Origin of the sequence: Microbacterium sp. LWH11-1.2 (assembly GCF_038397745.1) — a bacterium.
Lineage (GTDB): Bacteria > Actinomycetota > Actinomycetes > Actinomycetales > Microbacteriaceae > Microbacterium.
This window is the reverse complement of record NZ_CP151636.1, coordinates 2,256,932-2,274,349: the sequence shown is the minus strand read 5'-3', so window position 1 is coordinate 2,274,349 and position 17,418 is coordinate 2,256,932. Positions and strand designations below refer to the sequence as shown.

General features: G+C 69.1%; 20 protein-coding genes, 1 tRNA gene and 1 riboswitch. Of the genes, 13 read left to right on the top strand and 8 right to left on the bottom strand.

From position 1 onward, the window contains the following. Position 1: 1 nt before the first annotated feature. Both MRBLWH11_RS11025 and MRBLWH11_RS11020 read right to left on the bottom strand, forming a co-directional pair. On the bottom strand, positions 2 to 1,639 hold the full coding sequence (locus MRBLWH11_RS11025) for a cation acetate symporter (protein ID WP_116635910.1): 1,638 nt from the start codon (positions 1,637 to 1,639) through the stop codon (positions 2 to 4). Further along, on the bottom strand, positions 1,636 to 1,983 hold the full coding sequence (locus MRBLWH11_RS11020) for a DUF485 domain-containing protein (protein WP_341947823.1): 348 nt from the start codon (positions 1,981 to 1,983) through the stop codon (positions 1,636 to 1,638). Before MRBLWH11_RS11020 ends, MRBLWH11_RS11025 begins: the two co-directional genes overlap by 4 nt. A 108-nt stretch (positions 1,984 to 2,091) precedes the next feature. Between MRBLWH11_RS11020 and MRBLWH11_RS11015 the strand changes: the two genes are divergently transcribed. From MRBLWH11_RS11015 to MRBLWH11_RS11005, 3 genes are all read left to right on the top strand, one after another. Continuing rightward, positions 2,092 to 2,949 (top strand): LuxR C-terminal-related transcriptional regulator, encoded by an 858-nt coding sequence (locus MRBLWH11_RS11015; protein WP_116635908.1) that lies wholly within the window; start codon positions 2,092 to 2,094, stop codon positions 2,947 to 2,949. A gap of 52 nt (positions 2,950 to 3,001) precedes the next feature. Next, positions 3,002 to 3,067: riboswitch (guanidine-III (ykkC-III) riboswitch) on the top strand. 11 nt (positions 3,068 to 3,078) lie between these two features. Then, a complete protein-coding gene (locus tag MRBLWH11_RS11010; RefSeq protein ID WP_341944896.1) occupies positions 3,079 to 3,402 on the top strand; it encodes a multidrug efflux SMR transporter in 324 nt (107 codons plus the stop codon). A gap of 61 nt (positions 3,403 to 3,463) precedes the next feature. Further along, entirely contained in the window at positions 3,464 to 3,808 is a 345-nt protein-coding gene (locus MRBLWH11_RS11005) for an Lsr2 family protein (protein WP_116635906.1), read from the top strand. A gap of 39 nt (positions 3,809 to 3,847) precedes the next feature. On the opposite strand, the gene MRBLWH11_RS11000 is transcribed toward MRBLWH11_RS11005, so the two are convergent. Beyond that, positions 3,848 to 4,465, bottom strand: a complete 618-nt coding sequence (locus tag MRBLWH11_RS11000) for a MarR family transcriptional regulator (RefSeq protein WP_341944895.1) — start codon at positions 4,463 to 4,465, stop codon at positions 3,848 to 3,850. A 78-nt stretch (positions 4,466 to 4,543) separates the two neighbouring features. Between MRBLWH11_RS11000 and idi the strand changes: the two genes are divergently transcribed. From idi to MRBLWH11_RS10955, 9 genes are all read left to right on the top strand, one after another. Further along, positions 4,544 to 5,065 (top strand): isopentenyl-diphosphate Delta-isomerase, encoded by a 522-nt coding sequence (idi, locus tag MRBLWH11_RS10995; protein WP_341944894.1) that lies wholly within the window; start codon positions 4,544 to 4,546, stop codon positions 5,063 to 5,065. A gap of 3 nt (positions 5,066 to 5,068) precedes the next feature. Then, positions 5,069 to 6,151, top strand: coding sequence for a polyprenyl synthetase family protein (locus MRBLWH11_RS10990; protein ID WP_116635903.1), 1,083 nt, complete (start codon positions 5,069 to 5,071; stop codon positions 6,149 to 6,151). Continuing rightward, positions 6,148 to 7,044: a squalene/phytoene synthase family protein gene (locus tag MRBLWH11_RS10985; protein WP_116635902.1), complete on the top strand. Its 897-nt coding sequence runs from the start codon at positions 6,148 to 6,150 to the stop codon at positions 7,042 to 7,044. The genes MRBLWH11_RS10990 and MRBLWH11_RS10985 overlap by 4 nt, the downstream gene beginning before the upstream one ends. Next, positions 7,041 to 8,633 (top strand): phytoene desaturase family protein, encoded by a 1,593-nt coding sequence (gene crtI / locus MRBLWH11_RS10980; RefSeq protein ID WP_341944893.1) that lies wholly within the window; start codon positions 7,041 to 7,043, stop codon positions 8,631 to 8,633. Before MRBLWH11_RS10985 ends, crtI begins: the two co-directional genes overlap by 4 nt. Further along, positions 8,633 to 8,980, top strand: coding sequence for a lycopene cyclase domain-containing protein (locus MRBLWH11_RS10975; RefSeq protein WP_341944892.1), 348 nt, complete (start codon positions 8,633 to 8,635; stop codon positions 8,978 to 8,980). Before crtI ends, MRBLWH11_RS10975 begins: the two co-directional genes overlap by 1 nt. Beyond that, complete coding sequence (locus MRBLWH11_RS10970) at positions 8,977 to 9,324, top strand: lycopene cyclase domain-containing protein (protein ID WP_341944891.1); 348 nt, start codon at positions 8,977 to 8,979, stop codon at positions 9,322 to 9,324. Before MRBLWH11_RS10975 ends, MRBLWH11_RS10970 begins: the two co-directional genes overlap by 4 nt. Continuing rightward, positions 9,321 to 10,214: a prenyltransferase gene (locus MRBLWH11_RS10965; protein ID WP_341944890.1), complete on the top strand. Its 894-nt coding sequence runs from the start codon at positions 9,321 to 9,323 to the stop codon at positions 10,212 to 10,214. The genes MRBLWH11_RS10970 and MRBLWH11_RS10965 overlap by 4 nt, the downstream gene beginning before the upstream one ends. 32 nt (positions 10,215 to 10,246) lie before the next feature. Further along, the gene (locus MRBLWH11_RS10960) at positions 10,247 to 12,433 is read left to right on the top strand and encodes an MMPL family transporter (RefSeq protein ID WP_341944889.1); all 2,187 of its coding nucleotides are present in this window, start codon (positions 10,247 to 10,249) and stop codon (positions 12,431 to 12,433) included. A 39-nt stretch (positions 12,434 to 12,472) separates the two neighbouring features. Next, positions 12,473 to 12,545, top strand: a tRNA-Arg gene (locus MRBLWH11_RS10955). A gap of 66 nt (positions 12,546 to 12,611) precedes the next feature. On the opposite strand, the gene MRBLWH11_RS10950 is transcribed toward MRBLWH11_RS10955, so the two are convergent. The 3 genes from MRBLWH11_RS10950 to MRBLWH11_RS10940 form a co-directional block, all read right to left on the bottom strand. Continuing rightward, positions 12,612 to 13,109, bottom strand: a complete 498-nt coding sequence (locus MRBLWH11_RS10950) for an HNH endonuclease (RefSeq protein WP_116635896.1) — start codon at positions 13,107 to 13,109, stop codon at positions 12,612 to 12,614. 309 nt (positions 13,110 to 13,418) lie between these two features. After that, positions 13,419 to 14,150: a M23 family metallopeptidase gene (locus tag MRBLWH11_RS10945; RefSeq protein ID WP_341944888.1), complete on the bottom strand. Its 732-nt coding sequence runs from the start codon at positions 14,148 to 14,150 to the stop codon at positions 13,419 to 13,421. A 323-nt stretch (positions 14,151 to 14,473) separates the two neighbouring features. Then, the gene (locus MRBLWH11_RS10940; RefSeq protein ID WP_116635894.1) at positions 14,474 to 15,175 is read right to left on the bottom strand and encodes a metal-dependent transcriptional regulator; all 702 of its coding nucleotides are present in this window, start codon (positions 15,173 to 15,175) and stop codon (positions 14,474 to 14,476) included. Between the two features lie 101 nt (positions 15,176 to 15,276). Here MRBLWH11_RS10940 and serC point away from each other — a divergent pair, with 101 nt between their 5' ends. Beyond that, the gene (serC, locus tag MRBLWH11_RS10935; RefSeq protein ID WP_116635893.1) at positions 15,277 to 16,389 is read left to right on the top strand and encodes a phosphoserine transaminase; all 1,113 of its coding nucleotides are present in this window, start codon (positions 15,277 to 15,279) and stop codon (positions 16,387 to 16,389) included. A gap of 9 nt (positions 16,390 to 16,398) precedes the next feature. On the opposite strand, the gene MRBLWH11_RS10930 is transcribed toward serC, so the two are convergent. Together MRBLWH11_RS10930 and MRBLWH11_RS10925 are read right to left on the bottom strand one after the other, a co-directional pair. Beyond that, complete coding sequence (locus MRBLWH11_RS10930; protein ID WP_341944887.1) at positions 16,399 to 17,037, bottom strand: DUF3027 domain-containing protein; 639 nt, start codon at positions 17,035 to 17,037, stop codon at positions 16,399 to 16,401. Next, positions 17,021 to 17,401 (bottom strand): cold shock domain-containing protein, encoded by a 381-nt coding sequence (locus MRBLWH11_RS10925; RefSeq protein ID WP_116635891.1) that lies wholly within the window; start codon positions 17,399 to 17,401, stop codon positions 17,021 to 17,023. The genes MRBLWH11_RS10930 and MRBLWH11_RS10925 overlap by 17 nt, the downstream gene beginning before the upstream one ends. Positions 17,402 to 17,418: the final 17 nt, after the last annotated feature.

The following is a 17,418-nucleotide window of genomic DNA, read 5'->3' as shown; positions in this document are numbered from 1 at the left end:
GTCAGTGCTCCGTCGCCTTCTCGGCCCCGAAGCCGGTGAGCGAACGCACCTCCATCTCGGCGGCGAGCTGCGGCGACTCCTTCCGACTGCTCGTGACGGTGCCGAGCCAGCCCAGCAGGAAGCCGAGCGGGATGGACACGATGCCGGGGTTGTTCAGCGGCCAGATCGCGATGTCGATCCCGGGGATCATCGACGTCGGCGTCCCGGAGAACACCGGCGACAGGACGATCAGGAGGATCGCCGACCCGAGCCCGCCGTACATGCTCCACACCGCGCCACGGGTCGAGAAGCGCCGCCAGAAGAGCGAGTAGAGGATCGTCGGGAGATTGGCGGATGCCGCGACGGCGAAGGCCAGTGCGACGAGGAACGCGATGTTCTGCCCCTGTGCCCCGATTCCGCCGATGATCGCCAGGATGCCGATGACGATCACCGTCCGACGTGCGACGCGCACCTCGGCGTTCGGGTCGGCCTCCACGGGCTCGCCCGCGGCATCCTTCTTCCCCTTCTGGATCACGTTCGCGTAGATGTCATGAGCGAACGACGCCGCCGCCGTGATCGTGAGGCCGGCGACCACCGCGAGGATGGTCGCGAACGCCACCGCCGAGATGAAGCCGAGGAGCACGGGCCCTCCGAGCTGCAGGGCGAGCAGCGGCGCCGCGGAGTTGACTCCGCCGGGGGCCGCCGCGATCACGTCGGCACCGACCAGCGCGCCTGCGCCGTAGCCGAGCACGAGGGTCAGCAGGTAGAACCCGCCGATCAGCCAGATCGCCCAGACGACCGAACGCCGGGCCTCCTTCGCCGTCGGCACCGTGTAGAACCGCATCAGCACATGCGGCAGACCGGCCGTGCCGAGCACGAGCGCCATGCCGAGGGACAGGAAGTCCCAGGGGTTCGCGCCGTACTGCAGCCCCGGCGCCAGGATCGCGTCGCCCTTGTCGGAGTTCGCCACGGCCGCTTCGAGAAGCGTGTTGAGGCTGAAGCCGTGGATGGCCAGCACCCAGATCGTCATCGCGAGCGCCCCGCCGATCAGCAGGAAGGCCTTGACGATCTGGACCCACGTCGTTCCCTTCATGCCGCCGATCAGCACGTAGACGATCATCAGGACGCCGACCACGGCGATCACGATCGACTGACCGAGCCGGCCGTCGATGCCGAGCAGCAGGGAGACCAGCCCGCCCGCGCCCGCCATCTGCGCGAGCAGGTAGAAGAAGCACACCGCGAGCGTGGTGATCGCCGCCGCCATCCGCACGGGGCGCTGCTTGAGGCGGAAGGAGAGCACGTCCGCCATCGTGAACTTCCCCGTGTTGCGCATCAGTTCCGCCACGAGCAGCAGCGCGACGAGCCATGCCACCAGGAAGCCGATGGAGTAGAGGAAGCCGTCGTATCCGTTGATCGCGATCGCGCCGCAGATGCCGAGGAAGGATGCCGCCGACAGGTAGTCACCCGCGATCGCGAAGCCGTTCTGCGGACCGGTGAACGAGCGCCCTGCCGCGTAGTAGTCGGCCGCGGTCTTGTTGTTGCGGCTGGCCCGGATGACGATGAAGAGCGTCACCGCGACGAAGGCGAGGAAGATCGAGATGTTGAGGACGGGGTTGCTCTCGATGACGACCGTCTCGGTCGCCGAGGGGACGATGTTCATGCGTGGCCCTGCGCCTTCTCGAGCTCTTCACGGATCTCCGTCGCCAGCGGATCGATCTTCCGATTCGCGAAGGACACATAGGCCATGGTGATCGCGAAGGTCGTGACGAACTGCCCCAGTCCGAGGAGCAATCCGACGGTGATATCCCCCCAGACGCGTTGCGCCATGAATTCGGTCGCGAATGCGGCGAGCAGCACGTAGGCGAAATACCAGAGAAGGAAGAACGCGGCGAGAGGGAAGATGAAGGATCGCTGCGTGCGTTTCAGAGTTCGGAATCTCGGTGATTCCTCGATCGCGATGTAATCGATCGCGCTGTTCGAATCCGCGGGGATCTGGTCGCTCATGGGGCCTCCTTGCCACATGTCCGGTGCCCGCACGACGGGGTCCTGCGGGTGATAGGGTCGACGCTACGAAACGGGGAACGGTGCCGTCACCCCCGAAAGTAGGTAGTCGTGAGCTCACCCGTCGCCATCGAATCCGAAGGCGAACTCGTCGCCAACGCGGTGCGCGAGCTCGCCCGGCGTACGCGCTTTCCCGTGGCCTTCGGCGGGCTCATCGAGGAGGGCGTGGTCAGCGTCACGAGCATCGTCGGAAACCGCACCCGCTCTCTCGACGGTCTGCGGGTCCGCCCGGAGCGCGGCCTCGGCGGCCGAGCCATGATGGAGCTCCGCCCTCGGATGACGAGCGACTACGGGTCCTCGCAGCAGATCACCCACGACTACGACGTGTTCGTGCTGGGAGAGGGGCTGCGCACGCTTCTCGCCCTCCCGATCGTGGTGCACGGTCGACCGCGCGGAGTGCTCTATGCCGGCGCGTGGGATGAGGAGCAGGTGGGCGGCGTCACGACCGCCCCGGCGATGCAGGTCGCGCAGTCGGTCGCCGATGAGCTGCGCATCCGCGACGAGGTCCAGCGCCGGCTCCGGGCATCCGCTCCGGGAGCAGAGGCGGTTCCCGCCCCGCAGCGCGAGGAGCTGAGGGAGAGCTTCGCCGAGCTCCGCAGCATCGCCGCCGACGTCGACGATCCGGAGCTCCGCGCCCGGATCGCCCAGGTCGAGCGGCGCCTCGTCACTCTGGCGGGCGACGCCGTACCGGTCGTCACCGGCCCCGTGCCGACCGTGCATCTCTCCCCCCGGGAGACCGATGTGCTCGCCTGCGCCGCGCTCGGCTCGACCAACGCGGAGATCGCCGCGCAGCTGGGACTTCGCGAGGGGACCGTCAAGGCCTACCTCGGAACGGCGATGTCGAAGCTCGATGCGTCCACGCGCCACTCCGCCGTCACCCGGGCGCGACGCGCCGGTCTGCTCCCGTGACGCCTGCCCGCACTGCCCAGGCCCTGCCCAGCCGCCTCCGCTAGCATCGGTCGTGGTCGGAGAACTCCGGCCCCGGACGAGGCAGACCAGTACCCGGTGAGCGAAAAGACTGGTCCGAAAGGACCGATCATGTCGTGGATCGTACTCATCGTCTCCGGAGTCCTCGAGGCCGTCTGGGCCACAGCACTCGGAAAGTCCGAGGGGCTCACGAAGCTCTGGCCGAGCATCATCTTCTTCGTCGGACTCGCCCTGTCGATGGTCGGACTCGCCTTCGCGATGAAGGACATCGCGACGGGTACCGCTTATGCCGTATGGGTCGGGATCGGAGCTTCCCTCACCGTCATCTGGGCGATGATCACCGGCGACACCGAGATCTCCTGGCTGCGCATTCTGCTGCTGATGGGGCTGGTCGGGTGCATTGTCGGCCTGAAGCTGATCGACACGAGTCACTGATAATCGCCGTATTCCGCGATCCTCTTGTCCTCCGCTTTATCCCGGAGGTAGTGTCAATTCCATGGCGAGAAGAATTGTGCACCAGCTGGTAGACGATATCGACGGCAGCGTGCTGGAGGTCGGCGAAGGCGAGACCGTGCATTTCTCGCTCAACGGCACCTCGTACGAGATCGACCTCAATTCCGCACATGTCGAGGAATTGCGCCAGGCATTCGAGCCGTACATCTCGGCAGGACGCCGCGCCGGCACCTCCGGCGCCGCTCGGGCTTCGGCCCCGCGCAAGCGCCCGGCGCGCAACCCCGAGGTCGCGGCGATCCGCGCCTGGGCGAACAAGAACGGCTACACCCTCTCCGAGCGCGGCCGCATCCCGGCCCCGATCGTCGACGCCTACAACGCGGCGCACTGACGCCCGCCCTTCTGCCGGAGCATGCTCTGGCGGAAGGGTCTAGTCCGCCGTCCTGGTCAACCAGGGCTCGTCGCGGAGCGTGATCTCATCGGTCATGTCGGCGAGGAAGCGGATCACGAGGTCTCGCTCCTCCCTGCTCAGCCGGGCGGCGGCGTAGAACCGCTTGGCTTGCTGACGCCCGACCGTCTCCATCGCCGCATGGCGCGTCTCCGGCGTGATCGTGATCGCGAGTGCCCGACGATCCGTCGGGTGCGGCGCCCGATGGATGTGCCCGCCGTTCTCGAGTCTGTCGAGCAGCTTCGTGGTCGCCGCGGTCGAGATCCCGAGGTGATGTGCGATCCCGCTGGGCGTCGACACGAGGTTCCGGTTGGCGCAGACGATGAGGTAGTGCAGCGCGCGCATGTCGGTCTCGTTGAGTCGCATGTATCGCCGAGACGCCTGCGACAGGCGCTGCTCGGCGTCGCGCAGCCCGGCCAGGGCCTCCATCACCGCGGCGATCTGCCGCAGGTCCTCGGGTGGGACGCCGCTCCGGTCGATCAGGCTGCTCCGCGGGTCGCTGGCCTCGACGTCGTAGATCGCGGCGTGGCTCAGGCCGTCGGGCGTGCCTGCGGAGGTCGCCGAGGCGGCGTGCGGGGTGGTGCCGGCCTCCGAGTCCATGCGATCATGTTACACACGAAGAGTTTCATGCTAAGTTGATTACTCGCTTAGTTAGCTAAATCGGAGGAAAGAGGTGTCGTGGATCACGTGACACTCCTCGCGGAGGACGGGACGGCGATCGGCACCCGGCCGAAGAGCGAAGTCCACACCGTGGACACACCGTTGCACCTCGCGTTCTCCTGCTACGTCTTCGACGCCCGCGGACGCGTGCTCGCCACGCGACGCGCTCTGAGCAAGCGGACCTGGCCGGGGGTCTGGACGAACAGCTTCTGCGGTCACCCGCGTCCCGGCGAGGAGATGACCGCCGCGGTCCGGCGACACGGCCTCGGCGAACTCGGTCTGCAGGTCGACGATCTTCGCGTCGTCCTCCCCGACTACCGCTACCGGGCGGTCGACGCGAGCGGCATCGTGGAGAACGAGGTCTGCCCCGTGCATGTCGCCGCCGTCGACGGCGATCCCCTCGCCGACCCGGACGAGGTCGCGGAGTGGACATGGGTCGACGCCGACGCGCTCATCGAGGCGGCGGGCAATGCGCCGTTCGCGTTCAGCCCGTGGATGGGCGAACAGCTTCCCCTCCTCCGCGCCATCGGAGAGATCTGAGCCATGACCACCACGGCGACGGAGGAGGATCTCGGCACCCGGATCGAAGAGGCGCTGAGGCGTCGCTTCTCCGAGCGCAGCGCCGCCGCCGAGCACTACGGCACAGAGTTCGTCGCGCTGTGGCAGGCGGCCGCCGAGCACGCCCTCGGCGGAAAGCTGATCCGACCCCGGCTGCTGATCGATCTGCTGCGCAGCCTGACGCCGTCGGGCCTCTCGCCCGCCGAGGTCGAGCGCGCCATCGACGTCGCGGTGCATGTCGAGCTGCTGCACTTCGCCTTCCTGCTCCACGACGACGTGATCGACGGCGACCTGATCCGCCGCCGGCGCCCGAATCTGATCGGCTCGCTCGTCGAGCGCCGATCGACCGAGCCCGCGGAGCCGGCACTGCACTGGGCGCGCTCGAGCGCGATCCTCATGGGCGATCTGCTCCTCGCCTCCGCCGTCCTGGGATTCGCACGCACCGACGTCTCGAGTGACGCGCGGGTGCGCCTGCTCGCCCTGCTGGAGCAGACGATCTTCGAGACGGTCGCCGGCGAACACACCGACATCGGCCTGAGCGACGGCATCATCGCTCCGGACCTGCGCACCATCCTCTCGACCAGCGCGTACAAGACGGCGACGTACTCCTTCGTCCTCCCTCTGCGCGCCGCCGCCGTTCTCGCCGGCTCGTCGCCGGCTGCCGAGGAGCAGCTCACCGCGATCGGCCGGCACCTCGGGCTCGCCTACCAGCTGCAGGACGACCTGCTCTCGGTGTTCGGCGACCCGGAGGCGCACGGCAAAGACGCCTTCTCGGATCTGCGTGAGGGCAAGGAGACCGCGATCATCGCCTACGCGCGCATGACCGGCCACTGGCCGAGCATCGAGCTGCGCTTCGGCTCGATGGACCTGAGCGATGCGGACGCCGCCGATATCCGCGATCGCCTCCGCGAGTGCGGTGCGGAGCGATTCGTCAGGAGCCTCGTGCAGGAGCAGCTCGGCGCGGTGTCGACTGTGCTCGGCGAGGCCGAGTCGGCGGGCACCATCTCCCCGGCGGCCGGGCGGACGATCCTCGGCCTCACGTCTCGCATCGAAGGCCGCACGGTATGACCGACGAACGCGCAGACGGCGCTCTCCGACGCTTCAACCGCACGGCCGAGATCGCGACGACCGACGTGATCCGCGCGTACTCGACCTCGTTCGGGCTCGCGACCCGCCTCCTCGGGAAGCGCCACCGCCAGCACGTGCGCAACATCTACGCCATGGTGCGGATCGCCGACGAGATCGTCGACGGCGTCGCGGCGGAGGCCGGCCTCGACGTCTCGGCCCAGTCCGCGGCGCTCGCCTCGTACATCGCCGAGACCCATCGCTCGATGCGCAGCGGCTACAGCAGCGATCTCATCCTCCACGCCTTCGCCCGCACCGCGCGGGAATGCTCGATCGGCGAGGATCTGACGCAGCCCTTCTTCGACTCGATGACAGCGGACATCGCCGCGGACGCCGGCTTCGCCTCCTACGACGCCGATGCGCATGCTAACTACGTGTACGGCTCGGCGGAGGTCGTCGGGCTCATGTGCCTGCAGGTCTTCCTGCGCGGGGAGGATCGGACGCCCCAGGAGCACGAGATCCTCGTCCGCGGCGCGCGCCAGCTGGGAGCCGCCTTCCAGAACGTGAACTTCCTCCGGGACCTGGCCGATGACACCGATCGGCTCCATCGCGGCTACCTGGGCGGCACGAACCGGCTCACCGACGCCGATCGCGATGCGTGGGTCGGCACAGTGCGTCGACAGCTCGACGACGCCCGCGCCGCGATCCCCCTCCTCCCCAAAGACGCCCGCGCGGCCGTGCGCAGCGCGCTGGCCCTGTTCGCCGCCCTCACGCAGCGCGTCGCCCGCACGCCCGTCGAGGTGCTGTACCGCCGGCGGGTCCGGGTTCCCGACCCGATCAAGGCAGGTCTTGCAGCACGCGCCCTCATCGTCACCGCACTGGAGCGCGACCGATGAGCCGCGTGGTGGTGATCGGCGCGGGAGTGGCCGGCCTCGCCGCTGCCGGGCTGCTGGCGCGCGACGGGCACGATGTCGTCGTGCTCGAGAAGAACGAGAGGATCGGCGGACGCGCCGGGACCGTCGAACGCGACGGCTTCCGGTTCGACTCCGGCCCGTCCTGGTATCTCATGCCGGAGGTGTTCGACCATTTCTTCGCGATGATGGGCACGACCACCGAGGCGCAGCTCGATCTCGCGCTCCTGGATCCGGGTTACCGCGTCTTCCGGTCTCCCGACGTCTCGGCGGGCCCCGTCACCGTCCCGGCGGGGCGCGCGGCCGTCTCCCGGCTCTTCGAGTCCCTCGAACCCGGGTCCGCGGCCGCTCTCGACGCCTACCTCGACTCCGCGCACGAGGCGAGCACCATGGCCGAGAAGTACTTCCTGTACAACCCGTTCACGCGGCTCCGGACCCTGACCGCGCCCGAGGTGCTGCGTGCACTCCCCCGGCTGTTCTCGCTGCTCGGCACCCGGCTGCAGTCGTTCGCCGCCCACCGCTTCCGCCACCCGGTCATCCGTCAGATCCTCGGATACCCCGCGGTCTTCCTCGGCACGGATCCGCGCAGCGCACCGGCCATGTACCACCTGATGAGCGCACTCGATCTCGACCAGGGCGTGAGCTACCCGCAGGGAGGCTTCTGGCGGGTGGTCGAGCGCATCGGCGAGCTGGCCCGCGACGCCGGGGTCCGCGTCATCACGGGAGCGCAGGTCACCGGCATCCGCACACAGGACGGACCGGACGGACCCGTGGCTTCCGGTGTGACCTGGTCCGACGCGACCGGCGCCGAGCACCTCGAGAGCGCCGACATCGTGGTCTCGGCGGCAGACCTGCACCACACCGAGACGGCTCTGCTCCCTCCGGCTCTGCGGTCGTACCCGGAATCCTGGTGGGAGCGCCGGACCAGCGGACCCGGCGGCGTGCTCGTGATGCTCGGCGTCCGTGGTCCCCTCCCCGAGCTCCCGCACCACTCCCTCTTCTTCACCGACGACTGGAACGCGAACTTCGACGCGATCTTCGGCGACAGCCCCTCCGTCCCCTCCCCCGCGTCGACGTACGTCTGCCGCCCGAGCGCGACCGACGCCGATGTCGCCCCGCCCGGCCACGAGAACCTCTTCGTGCTGGTCCCCGTGCCCGCGGACGTCGACCTCGGGCACGGCGGCTCCGACGGCGCCGGATCGCCGCAGGTCGAACGCGCGGCGGACGCCGCCATCGACCTCATCGCGACATGGGCGGACGTGCCCGATCTCCGCGAGCGCATCGTCGTCCGCGAGACGATCGGACCCGCCGACTTCCGCGACGACTACAACTCCTGGCGCGGGGGGATGCTGGGGCCCGCGCACATCCTCAGTCAGAGTGCGATGTTCCGCGCGCAGAACGCCTCGCGCCGCGTGCGCGGCCTCTACTACGCGGGCGGCACGACCGCACCGGGCGTGGGCGTCCCGATGTGCCTCATCAGCGCCGAGATCGTGCTGAAGCGCGTGCGCGGCGATCACTCCGCCGGCCCGCTCCGCGAGCCCGTGCGGGAGCCCGTGCGCGGGGAGTCCGGCTGATGGGCGTGCTCTACCTGGGCGCGCTGATCCTGTTCTCCGGCTGCATGCTGCTGCTCGACCGGCGATTCCGCCTCTTCTTCTGGCGCGATGCGCTGTCGGCCACGATCGTCACCATCGTCGGATTCGTGTTCTTCCTGGTCTGGGACGTGGCCGGCATCGCCGGCGGGATCTTCTTCCGCGGAGAGGCGACGATCGCGACGGGCATCGTGCTGGCTCCGGAGCTGCCGATCGAGGAACCCGTATTCCTCCTCTTCCTCGTCCTGTGCACGATGATCCTCTACACCGGAGCCGTCCGGATCCTGGCGCATCTCGGTGCGCGACGCGAGGCGCAGGAGCGGCGACCGTGACCTATCTCCAGCTCGCCGCGTGCTTCCTCGCCGTCGCCGCCGTCTGCGGAATCGTCCTGACCGTGGCATCCCGTCGTCGCGGCCCCCGCCCGGCCGCCGTCGCGCTGACGATCCTCGCCCTCTTCGCGCTGACGGCCGTGTTCGACACCGTGATGATCGCGACCGGTCTGTTCCACTACTCGCCCGCACATCTGCTGGGTCTACACATCGGCCTGGCGCCGATCGAGGACTTCGCCTACCCCCTCGCCGGCGCCCTGCTCCTCCCGCCGCTGTGGACCGCGCTACGCGCCCGGCGACGCGAGCGGGACGCCCGCAGCGCGGACCACGGGGAGCAGCAGGCATGAGCGCCGAGGCATCGGCCGCCCGCAGCATCGGGCGCGACATCGCGCAGATCGTCCTCTCGTCGCGGCCGATCAGCTGGATCAACACCGCGTTCCCGTTCGCCGCGGCCTATCTGCTCAGCACCCGCGAGATCGACCTCACGCTGGTGATCGGCACGCTGTACTTCCTGATCCCCTACAACCTCGCGATTTACGGGATCAACGACGTCTTCGACTACGCCTCCGACCTCGCCAACCCGCGCAAGGGCGGCATCGAGGGCGCCCTGCTCGCGCCCCGCATCCATCGCGCGACGCTCTGGGCCGCCGCCCTGACCAACATCCCCTTCCTCGCCTATCTCGTGATCGTCGGGAACCCGGCATCCTGGATCTGGCTGGCGGTGAGCGTCTTCGCCGTGATCGCGTACTCCGCCCCTGTCCTGCGTTTCAAGGAGCGGCCCTTCCTCGACTCGCTGACCTCGAGCACGCATTTCGTCAGTCCCGCCGTCGTCGGCCTCGCCCTCGCCGGTGCCGACGTCACCGCGGCCGCCGTGCTGACGCTCACCGCGTTCTTCCTCTGGGGGATGGCCGCGCACGCGTTCGGCGCGGTGCAGGACATCGGCCCGGATCGCGAGGCCGGGATCTCCTCGATCGCCACGGTCATCGGCGCGCGCGCGACGGTGCGGCTGTCGCTGGGCCTCTGGGTCGTCGCGGGCGCCGCCATGCTCCTGACGTCCTGGCCGGGGCCGCTGGCCGCGCTCCTCGCGCTGCCCTATGTCGTGAACGCCGCGCCCTGGTGGAACGTCACGGATGACACCTCCGCGACCACGAACCGCGCGTGGCGGCGCTTCATCGCCCTGAACTACTTCTCCGGCTTCCTCGCGACGATGATCCTCATCCTCGCGTGGGTCTCCTGATTCCCGAACCGCAGCCCTCCGAAAGGCCCCCGATGTCCCGCCCTGATCACGACCCTGCTCCGCCGACCCGAGAGCGCTCACGACGACACTCCTGGGTGCGCGTGTTCATCCCGGTGGCGCTGATCCTCGTCTGGCTCGTCGGCGCGTCGCTCGGCGGACCGCTGTTCGGCAAGGTCGACGAGGTGTCGTCCAACGATCAGACGACCTACCTCCCCGAGTCCGCCGACGCCACCCAGGTGCAGAAGCTGCTCGGCGAGTTCAACGACAGCGACTCCATCCCCGCCATCGCCGTGTTCACGTCCGAGGAGGAGCTCACCGCGAGCGAGCTCGACGCGATCTCGGATGCCGTCGCCGACGCGCCCTCCGTGGAGGGGATCGGCGACGAGGTCTCCCCCGCGCTCCCCTCCGAAGACGGGCGCGCCGTGCAGGCGTTCATCCCGATCCAGAGCGATGCCGAGCTCGCGGACGCCACCGCCGCCCTCGGCGAGGAGCTTCGCGGTGCCGTGCCCGAGGGCATCACGGTCTACATCACCGGTCCTGCCGGCTTCAGCGCCGACCTCGTGGCCGGCTTCTCCGGCATCGACGGGCTCCTGCTGGGCGTCGCGCTCCTCGCCGTGCTGGTGATCCTCGTGCTCGTGTACCGCTCGTTCCTGCTGCCGCTCGTGGTGCTGTCGACCAGCCTGTTCGCGCTCTGCGTCGCACTGCTGGTGGTGTGGTGGCTGGCGAAGTTCGAGATCCTGCTGCTCAGCGGTCAGACCCAGGGCATCCTGTTCATCCTCGTGATCGGCGCGGCGACCGACTACGCCCTGCTCTTCGTCGCACGATTCCGCGAGGAGCTCCGCGTCGTCCAGGACAAGGGCGCCGCCGTCTCCGCCGCGTGGAGGGGCTCCTTCGAGCCGATCGTGGCGTCGGGCGGCACTGTGATCGCCGGCCTGCTGTGCCTGCTGCTCAGCGACCTGAAGTCGAACAGCACGCTCGGCCCCGTGGCCGCCATCGGCATCGTGTTCGCGATGCTCGCGGCGCTCACCCTGCTGCCCGCGCTGCTGCTGCTGTGCGGTCGCGCGGTCTTCTGGCCGCGCCGCCCGAAGTTCGAACCCGAGGTCGTCGAGGCGGAGCACGGCATGCGGACGACGGGGCTGTGGGCGCGGCTGGCTGGCCTCATCAAACGCCGCCCTCGCGCGATCTGGATCGCCACGACCGTCGTGCTCCTCGTGGGCGCGGCCGGCGTCACCCAGCTCGATGCCGTCGGCATCCCGCAGTCCGACCTCGTGCTCGGGGCGTCCGAGGCGCGCGACGGTCAGGCCGCCCTGGGCGAGCACTTCCCCGGCGGGTCCGGCAGCCCGGCCTACGTCGTGGTGGCCGAGGACCGGCTCCAGGATGCCGCCGACGTGCTGCTCGCGAGCGACGGCATCGACGGGGTGTCCGTCACCGCGGCGGACTCGCCCAGCGGCACGGCGACCGTGACAGAGGACGGGCTGACCGCCGTCGGTCCTCCGGGGACACCGGCCCCGGAGCCGACGGTCGTCGACGGCGACGTCCTGCTCCAGGCGACGCTCACGGATGCCGCGGACTCCGAGGCCGCGGCCGCGACGGTCCGCGAGCTGCGCTCCGAGCTGAGCGAGCTGGATGCGCTCGTCGGCGGAGTGACCGCGACCTCGATCGACACGAACGACGCGTCGATCCACGACCGGAACCTCATCATCCCGGTCATCCTCGTGGTGATCATGTTCATCCTGATGCTGCTGCTGCGGTCGGTCCTCGCACCGGTGCTGCTGATCCTGACCACGGTGCTCTCCTTCGGCACGGCGATGGGCGTCTCGGCGCTCGTGTTCAACGGGGTCTTCCAGTTCCCCGGAGCCGATCCCGCCGTCCCGCTCTTCGGCTTCGTGTTCCTCGTCGCCCTGGGCATCGACTACAACATCTTCCTGATGACCCGTGTGCGGGAGGAGTCGAAGGCGCACGGCACCCGCGAGGGCGTCCTGCGCGGACTCTCGATCACCGGCGGAGTGATCACCTCGGCCGGGCTCGTGCTCGCCGCGACGTTCGCGGCGCTCTCGGTCATCCCGATCCTGTTCCTGGTGCAGCTCGCGTTCATCGTCGCGTTCGGCGTGCTGCTGGACACGTTCGTGGTGCGCTCGCTCCTGGTGCCTGCGCTCGCATACGACATCGGCAAGGCCATCTGGTGGCCCTCGAAGCTGTGGCGGCGCGGGCAGGATTAGCGGCGGGGGCGCCCGATCGGTCGCCTAGACTTGAACCGCGCCCTCGTAGCTCAGGGGATAGAGCAGCCCTCTCCTAAAGGGCAGGTCGCAGGTTCGAATCCTGTCGCGGGCACGGAACGCGAAGGGCCGCCCTCACGGGCGGCCCTTCCTCCGTCTCCGGGTGCGTCCGCCCGACTCTTCACGCCGCGAGGGCGAGATACGGCTCCCACCGAGGGTCGCTGCGCTCGGTCCCGCGAACGGTCCAGGCGGTGCCGTGCGGCGGGCGGGGAGTGAACCGCAGCTGCCAGCGCATCTCCTGCGGCGTCCGATCGCTCTTGACGTTGTTGCAGCGCAGGCAGCAGGCGACGAGGTTCTCCCAGGAGTCCGCGCCGCCGCGCGAGCGAGGGAGCACGTGGTCGATGGTGGATGCGGCCTTGCCGCAGTACCCGCAGCGGTGGTTGTCACGGCGGAGGACGCCCCGTCTGGTCACCGGCACCCGTCTGCTCTTCGGCACCCGCACGTAGCGGGAGAGGATGATCACCGCGGGGCGTTCGTAGACGCCGTGACTCCCCCAGACGGGATCGTCTTCCACGCGTTCGATCACCGTGGCCTTGTCGTTCATCACGAGCACGAGCGCTCGCTTGAACGACACGATCGCCAACGGCTCGTATCCGGCATTCAGGACCAGTGTGCGCATTCGTCATCCTCTCGATCCGCCGGGACGGCTTCCCGGCACTCTCGACTCACACGAGGTCGCGCAGGCGGCAGAGCGTTCGCAGGGACGAAAAAAGGCGCTGTCTACAGACAGCGCCTTTCGCGCACGGCAACGCCGTGGCATCCCTGCGGGCTATGCAGAAGGACGTGACGACCGAGGGCATCCATGGTTCGGATGCTCGATATTCGCTCCATCTGCCTCTCCCGCCAGTACGACAACGGGTTCAGGCTAACCCATCCAGCTGGATGGGAGGCGAAACGAGAGATGAACGGACGGAGGCGTGTCCGCGGATTAGCCGGCGTTCGCCGCGAGCCAGGAGTAGGGCTCGACGATTCCGCCGTTGATCCACACCTCGAAGTGGAGGTGGTTGGCGGTCGAGCTTCCGGTGCTGCCGACGTAGCCGATCAGCTGTCCGGCGGAGACGGTCTGGCCCTCTTCGACCTGACGCGAGCCGTAGGTCATGTGACCGTAGGTGCTCTGGACCTGCTGCCCGCCCACGACGCTGTCGATCATGACGCAGACGCCGTAGCCGCCGATGCTCTCGGCCGACGCACGGACGACGCCCGCCGCCGTGGCGTAGATCGGGGTGAGGGCAGGCGCGAGCATGTCGACGCCGTTGTGGCCGCCGCCGATCGTGCGGCCTTCCGTGTAGGAGCCGGGAGGCAGCGGATAGCGCACCTCCCCGGATCCGGGTGAGACCAGCGCGTAGCCTGCGGTGTTGAAGTTCGCGGTCGTGGGCGAGGCTGCCGCTGCACGTGCGGCGGCTGCGGCCTCTGCCTTCTTCTTCTCGATCTCCTCCGGCGTCGTCGCCGTGAAGGTTCCGCGGTTGAGCGGCGCTGCGGTGGCCTGCGAGGCGACGACGAGCGACTGCGCGTCGACGGCCGCGAGCTGCTGGACGGTGGTCGAAGCCTCTGCCGGCTTGCTCGCCGCGTAGGCGGGAAGGGCGACGGCGGCGACCAGAGCACCGACGGCCGCGAAGATGGCGACGGATCGGAGGGGCTTGACGGCCTTGCGAGCCGTCACCCGCGCACCGGTGCGGCGGGCGGGAACTCGGTCTTCAGATGTCTTCGCGGTCGGTTCGATGTCTGCGGCCAAAACTTTGTCCTCCTGGGCCCTCGCGCTTTCGGGTAGCGCTGGCTCGTCGGCACTCTCGTTCTCGTGGCACGAATGTAGCTCGGGTACTTTGTGCGTTCCTGCCGTGAAGACGACGAGCCTGGAAGGCGATCTTCGCGGGTCATCGCCAGCGGGCTTCTTCGCTGACGACTTGACCGAGGTTACCGGAAGATAACGATCATGTCACCCTGGGAACCTGGCAATCGACGCAGAGCCCTGACTTTCCGCGTGGATCAGGCCGGTTCGCCGACCAGGAAGATGTGCGAGGCGAGCTCGACGGGCAGTTCCAGCCCGTCTTCCTTGCCGTCCATCTGGATCAGGACGTAGCCCTCGCTGAAGCGGAAGTCGCCGTGCGCGCCGGGCATGACGCCGGCATCGCGCAGCTGCTCCAGCAGCTCCGGATCGACCTGAGCGGGTTCGGCGAGACGGCGGACCGTGCCGTCGATGGGCGCGCCCGCCGCGTTCAGCTTCTGGACCAGGCCGATGACGCCCTCGTCGAAGGTGCGCGCCGGCAGGTCGCCGAGCTGGTCGAGGCCCGGGATCGGGTTGCCGTAGGGGGACTCCGTGGGGTGGCCGAGGAGCTCGACGAGGCGACGCTCGACCTGCTCGCTCATCACGTGCTCCCAGCGACAGGCCTCCTCGTGCACGAACGCCCAGTCCAGCCCGATGACATCGGACAGGAGACGCTCGGCGAGACGGTGCTTGCGCATGACGTCGACGGCCTTGCGCCGCCCGGCGTCGGTGAGCTCGAGGGTGCGGTCCTCGGAGACGACGACCAGCCCATCGCGCTCCATGCGACCGACGGTCTGCGAGACCGTGGGTCCGGAGTGCCCGAGGCGCTCGGAGATGCGCGCGCGCAGGGGCACGATGTTCTCCTCCTCGAGCTCGAGGATGGTGCGGAGATACATCTCCGTGGTGTCGATCAGATCGGTCATGTGCAGGCCCTCCGAGATTCTTAGGCAAGCCTACATTCCCGGACGGACATCGGATCCGCCGTCGGCGGGGAAGGATGCCGCGCGCCCCCTAGAATCGACGCATGGCGATCGAGATTCCCGGTGACCTCCTGCCCGCTGACGGTCGTTTCGGCTGCGGCCCCTCGAAGGTGCGCCCCGCGCAGCTCGAGGCGCTTCTCTCGTCGGGGGCGGCGATCCTCGGGACATCCCACCGTCAAGCGCCCGTGAAGAACCTCGTCGGCAGCGTGCGCGAGCAGCTCGCCGCCCTGTTCCGCGTTCCGGAGGGGTACGAGATCCTCGTCGGCAACGGCGGCTCCACGGCCTTCTGGGACGCGGCCGCCTTCGGCCTCATCGAGCGCCGCAGCCAGAACCTCGTGTTCGGGGAGTTCGGCGGCAAGTTCGCGGCCGCCGCGGGCGCCCCGTGGCTCGAGGCCCCCGACGTGCGCAAGTCCGAGCCGGGCTCCCGTGCGAACGCCGAGGTCGTGGAAGGCGTCGACGTGTACGCCTGGCCGCACAACGAGACGTCCACGGGCGTCGCCGCTCCGGTGGAGCGCGTCCGCGCGGAAGGCGCCCTCACCGTCATCGACGCGACCAGCGCCGCCGGAGGCATCGACTTCGACGTGACTCAGGCCGACGTGTACTACTTCGCCCCGCAGAAGAACCTCGGATCCGACGGAGGACTCTGGTTCGCCGCCGTCTCCCCCGCCGCGATCGAGCGGATCGAGCGGATCGCCGCGTCCGACCGCTACATCCCCGAGTTCCTCAGCCTGAAGAACGCGGTCGACAACTCGCGCCTGAACCAGACGCTCAACACCCCGGCCCTCACCACGCTCCACCTGCTCGACAGCCAGCTCCGCTGGATCCTCGACCACGGCGGACTCGCGTGGGCCGCCGGCCGCACCTCGGAGTCCTCCTCGGCGCTGTACGACTGGGCCGAGGCATCTGCCGTCGCGACGCCGTTCGTCGCCGACGTCGCACACCGCTCGCCGGTGGTCGTCACGATCGACTTCGACGAGAGCATCGACGCGGCGGCGATCGCGAAGACGCTGCGCGCCAACGGGATCGTCGACACCGAGCCGTACCGCAAGCTCGGTCGCAACCAGCTCCGCGTGGCGACCTTCGTCTCGATCGAGCCGGACGACATCCGTCAGCTGACCCGTTCGCTCGACTACGTACTGGAGAACATCGGCGCCTGAGCGCCGGCGTCACTCCTCGTCGTCGGAGTCGTCCTCGTCGGCATCGTCGTCGAGGTCTTCGTCCGCGTCGTCTTCCTCGGCGTCGTCTTCATCCTCGTCGAAGCCGTCATCCGTCGAGTCCTCGTCGGACACGCTCGGGTCGAGCTCGTCGATGTCGACCCCGTCGACGTCGCCGGCGTGGAGGACCGTGGCGTGGCCGTCCTCTTCGTCGTCGTCCTCGAGATCGTCGTCGTCGAGTTCTTCCGCGTCCTCGTCGATGTCATCGGCATCGTCGTCCAGGGCCTCGCCGGACTCGGCGGCCTCGGCGGCCGCCTGCTCGGCGAGCTCGACCTGGTGCGCACGGTAGTCCGCGAGGCGCTCGGCCCACGGGACCCACTCGGGTGCGAGCAGGGCGCCGTCACCGGGGAGCAGCTCGACCTCGAGCACGGTCGGCTCCGCGTCGTCGACGCGGGCGACCGTCACGGTCCAGTACCACCCGGGATAGCCGGGAAGCCGGTTCTCGAACCGCAGCGAGACCGACCCGTCGTCCTCCAGGAGGTAACCCGCGGCGGGGCCGATCGAGGTCGCGGGAGTGATCTCGCGGAGGGCGTCCAGCGCGAGATCGTGGGCGTCGAGGAGACGCGCGTCGGCGTCAGGCTTCGAGGTCATCGGCGACCTTGCGCAGGACGGCCGCGATCTTGCGGCCGTGTCCGGACGACGGATAGCGTCCGCGACGCAGGTCTCCGCCGATGGTGTCGAGGAGCTTCACGAGGTCCTCGACGATGATCGCCATGTCATCGGCCGGGATCCGCTTGGCCTTGGACAGGCTCGGCGGTGCCTCGAGCACGCGCACCGAGAGCGCCTGCAGACCGCGCTTGCCGTCCGCCACTCCGAACTCCACGCGCGCTCCCGCCTTCACCGCGGTGCCGGTGGGCATCGCTGAGGCGTGCAGGAAGACGTCCTGGCCGTCATCGCTGGCGATGAAGCCGAAACCCTTGTCTTCGTCGTAGAACCTGACCTTGCCGGTGGGCATGGGAGAACCTCGCTGAA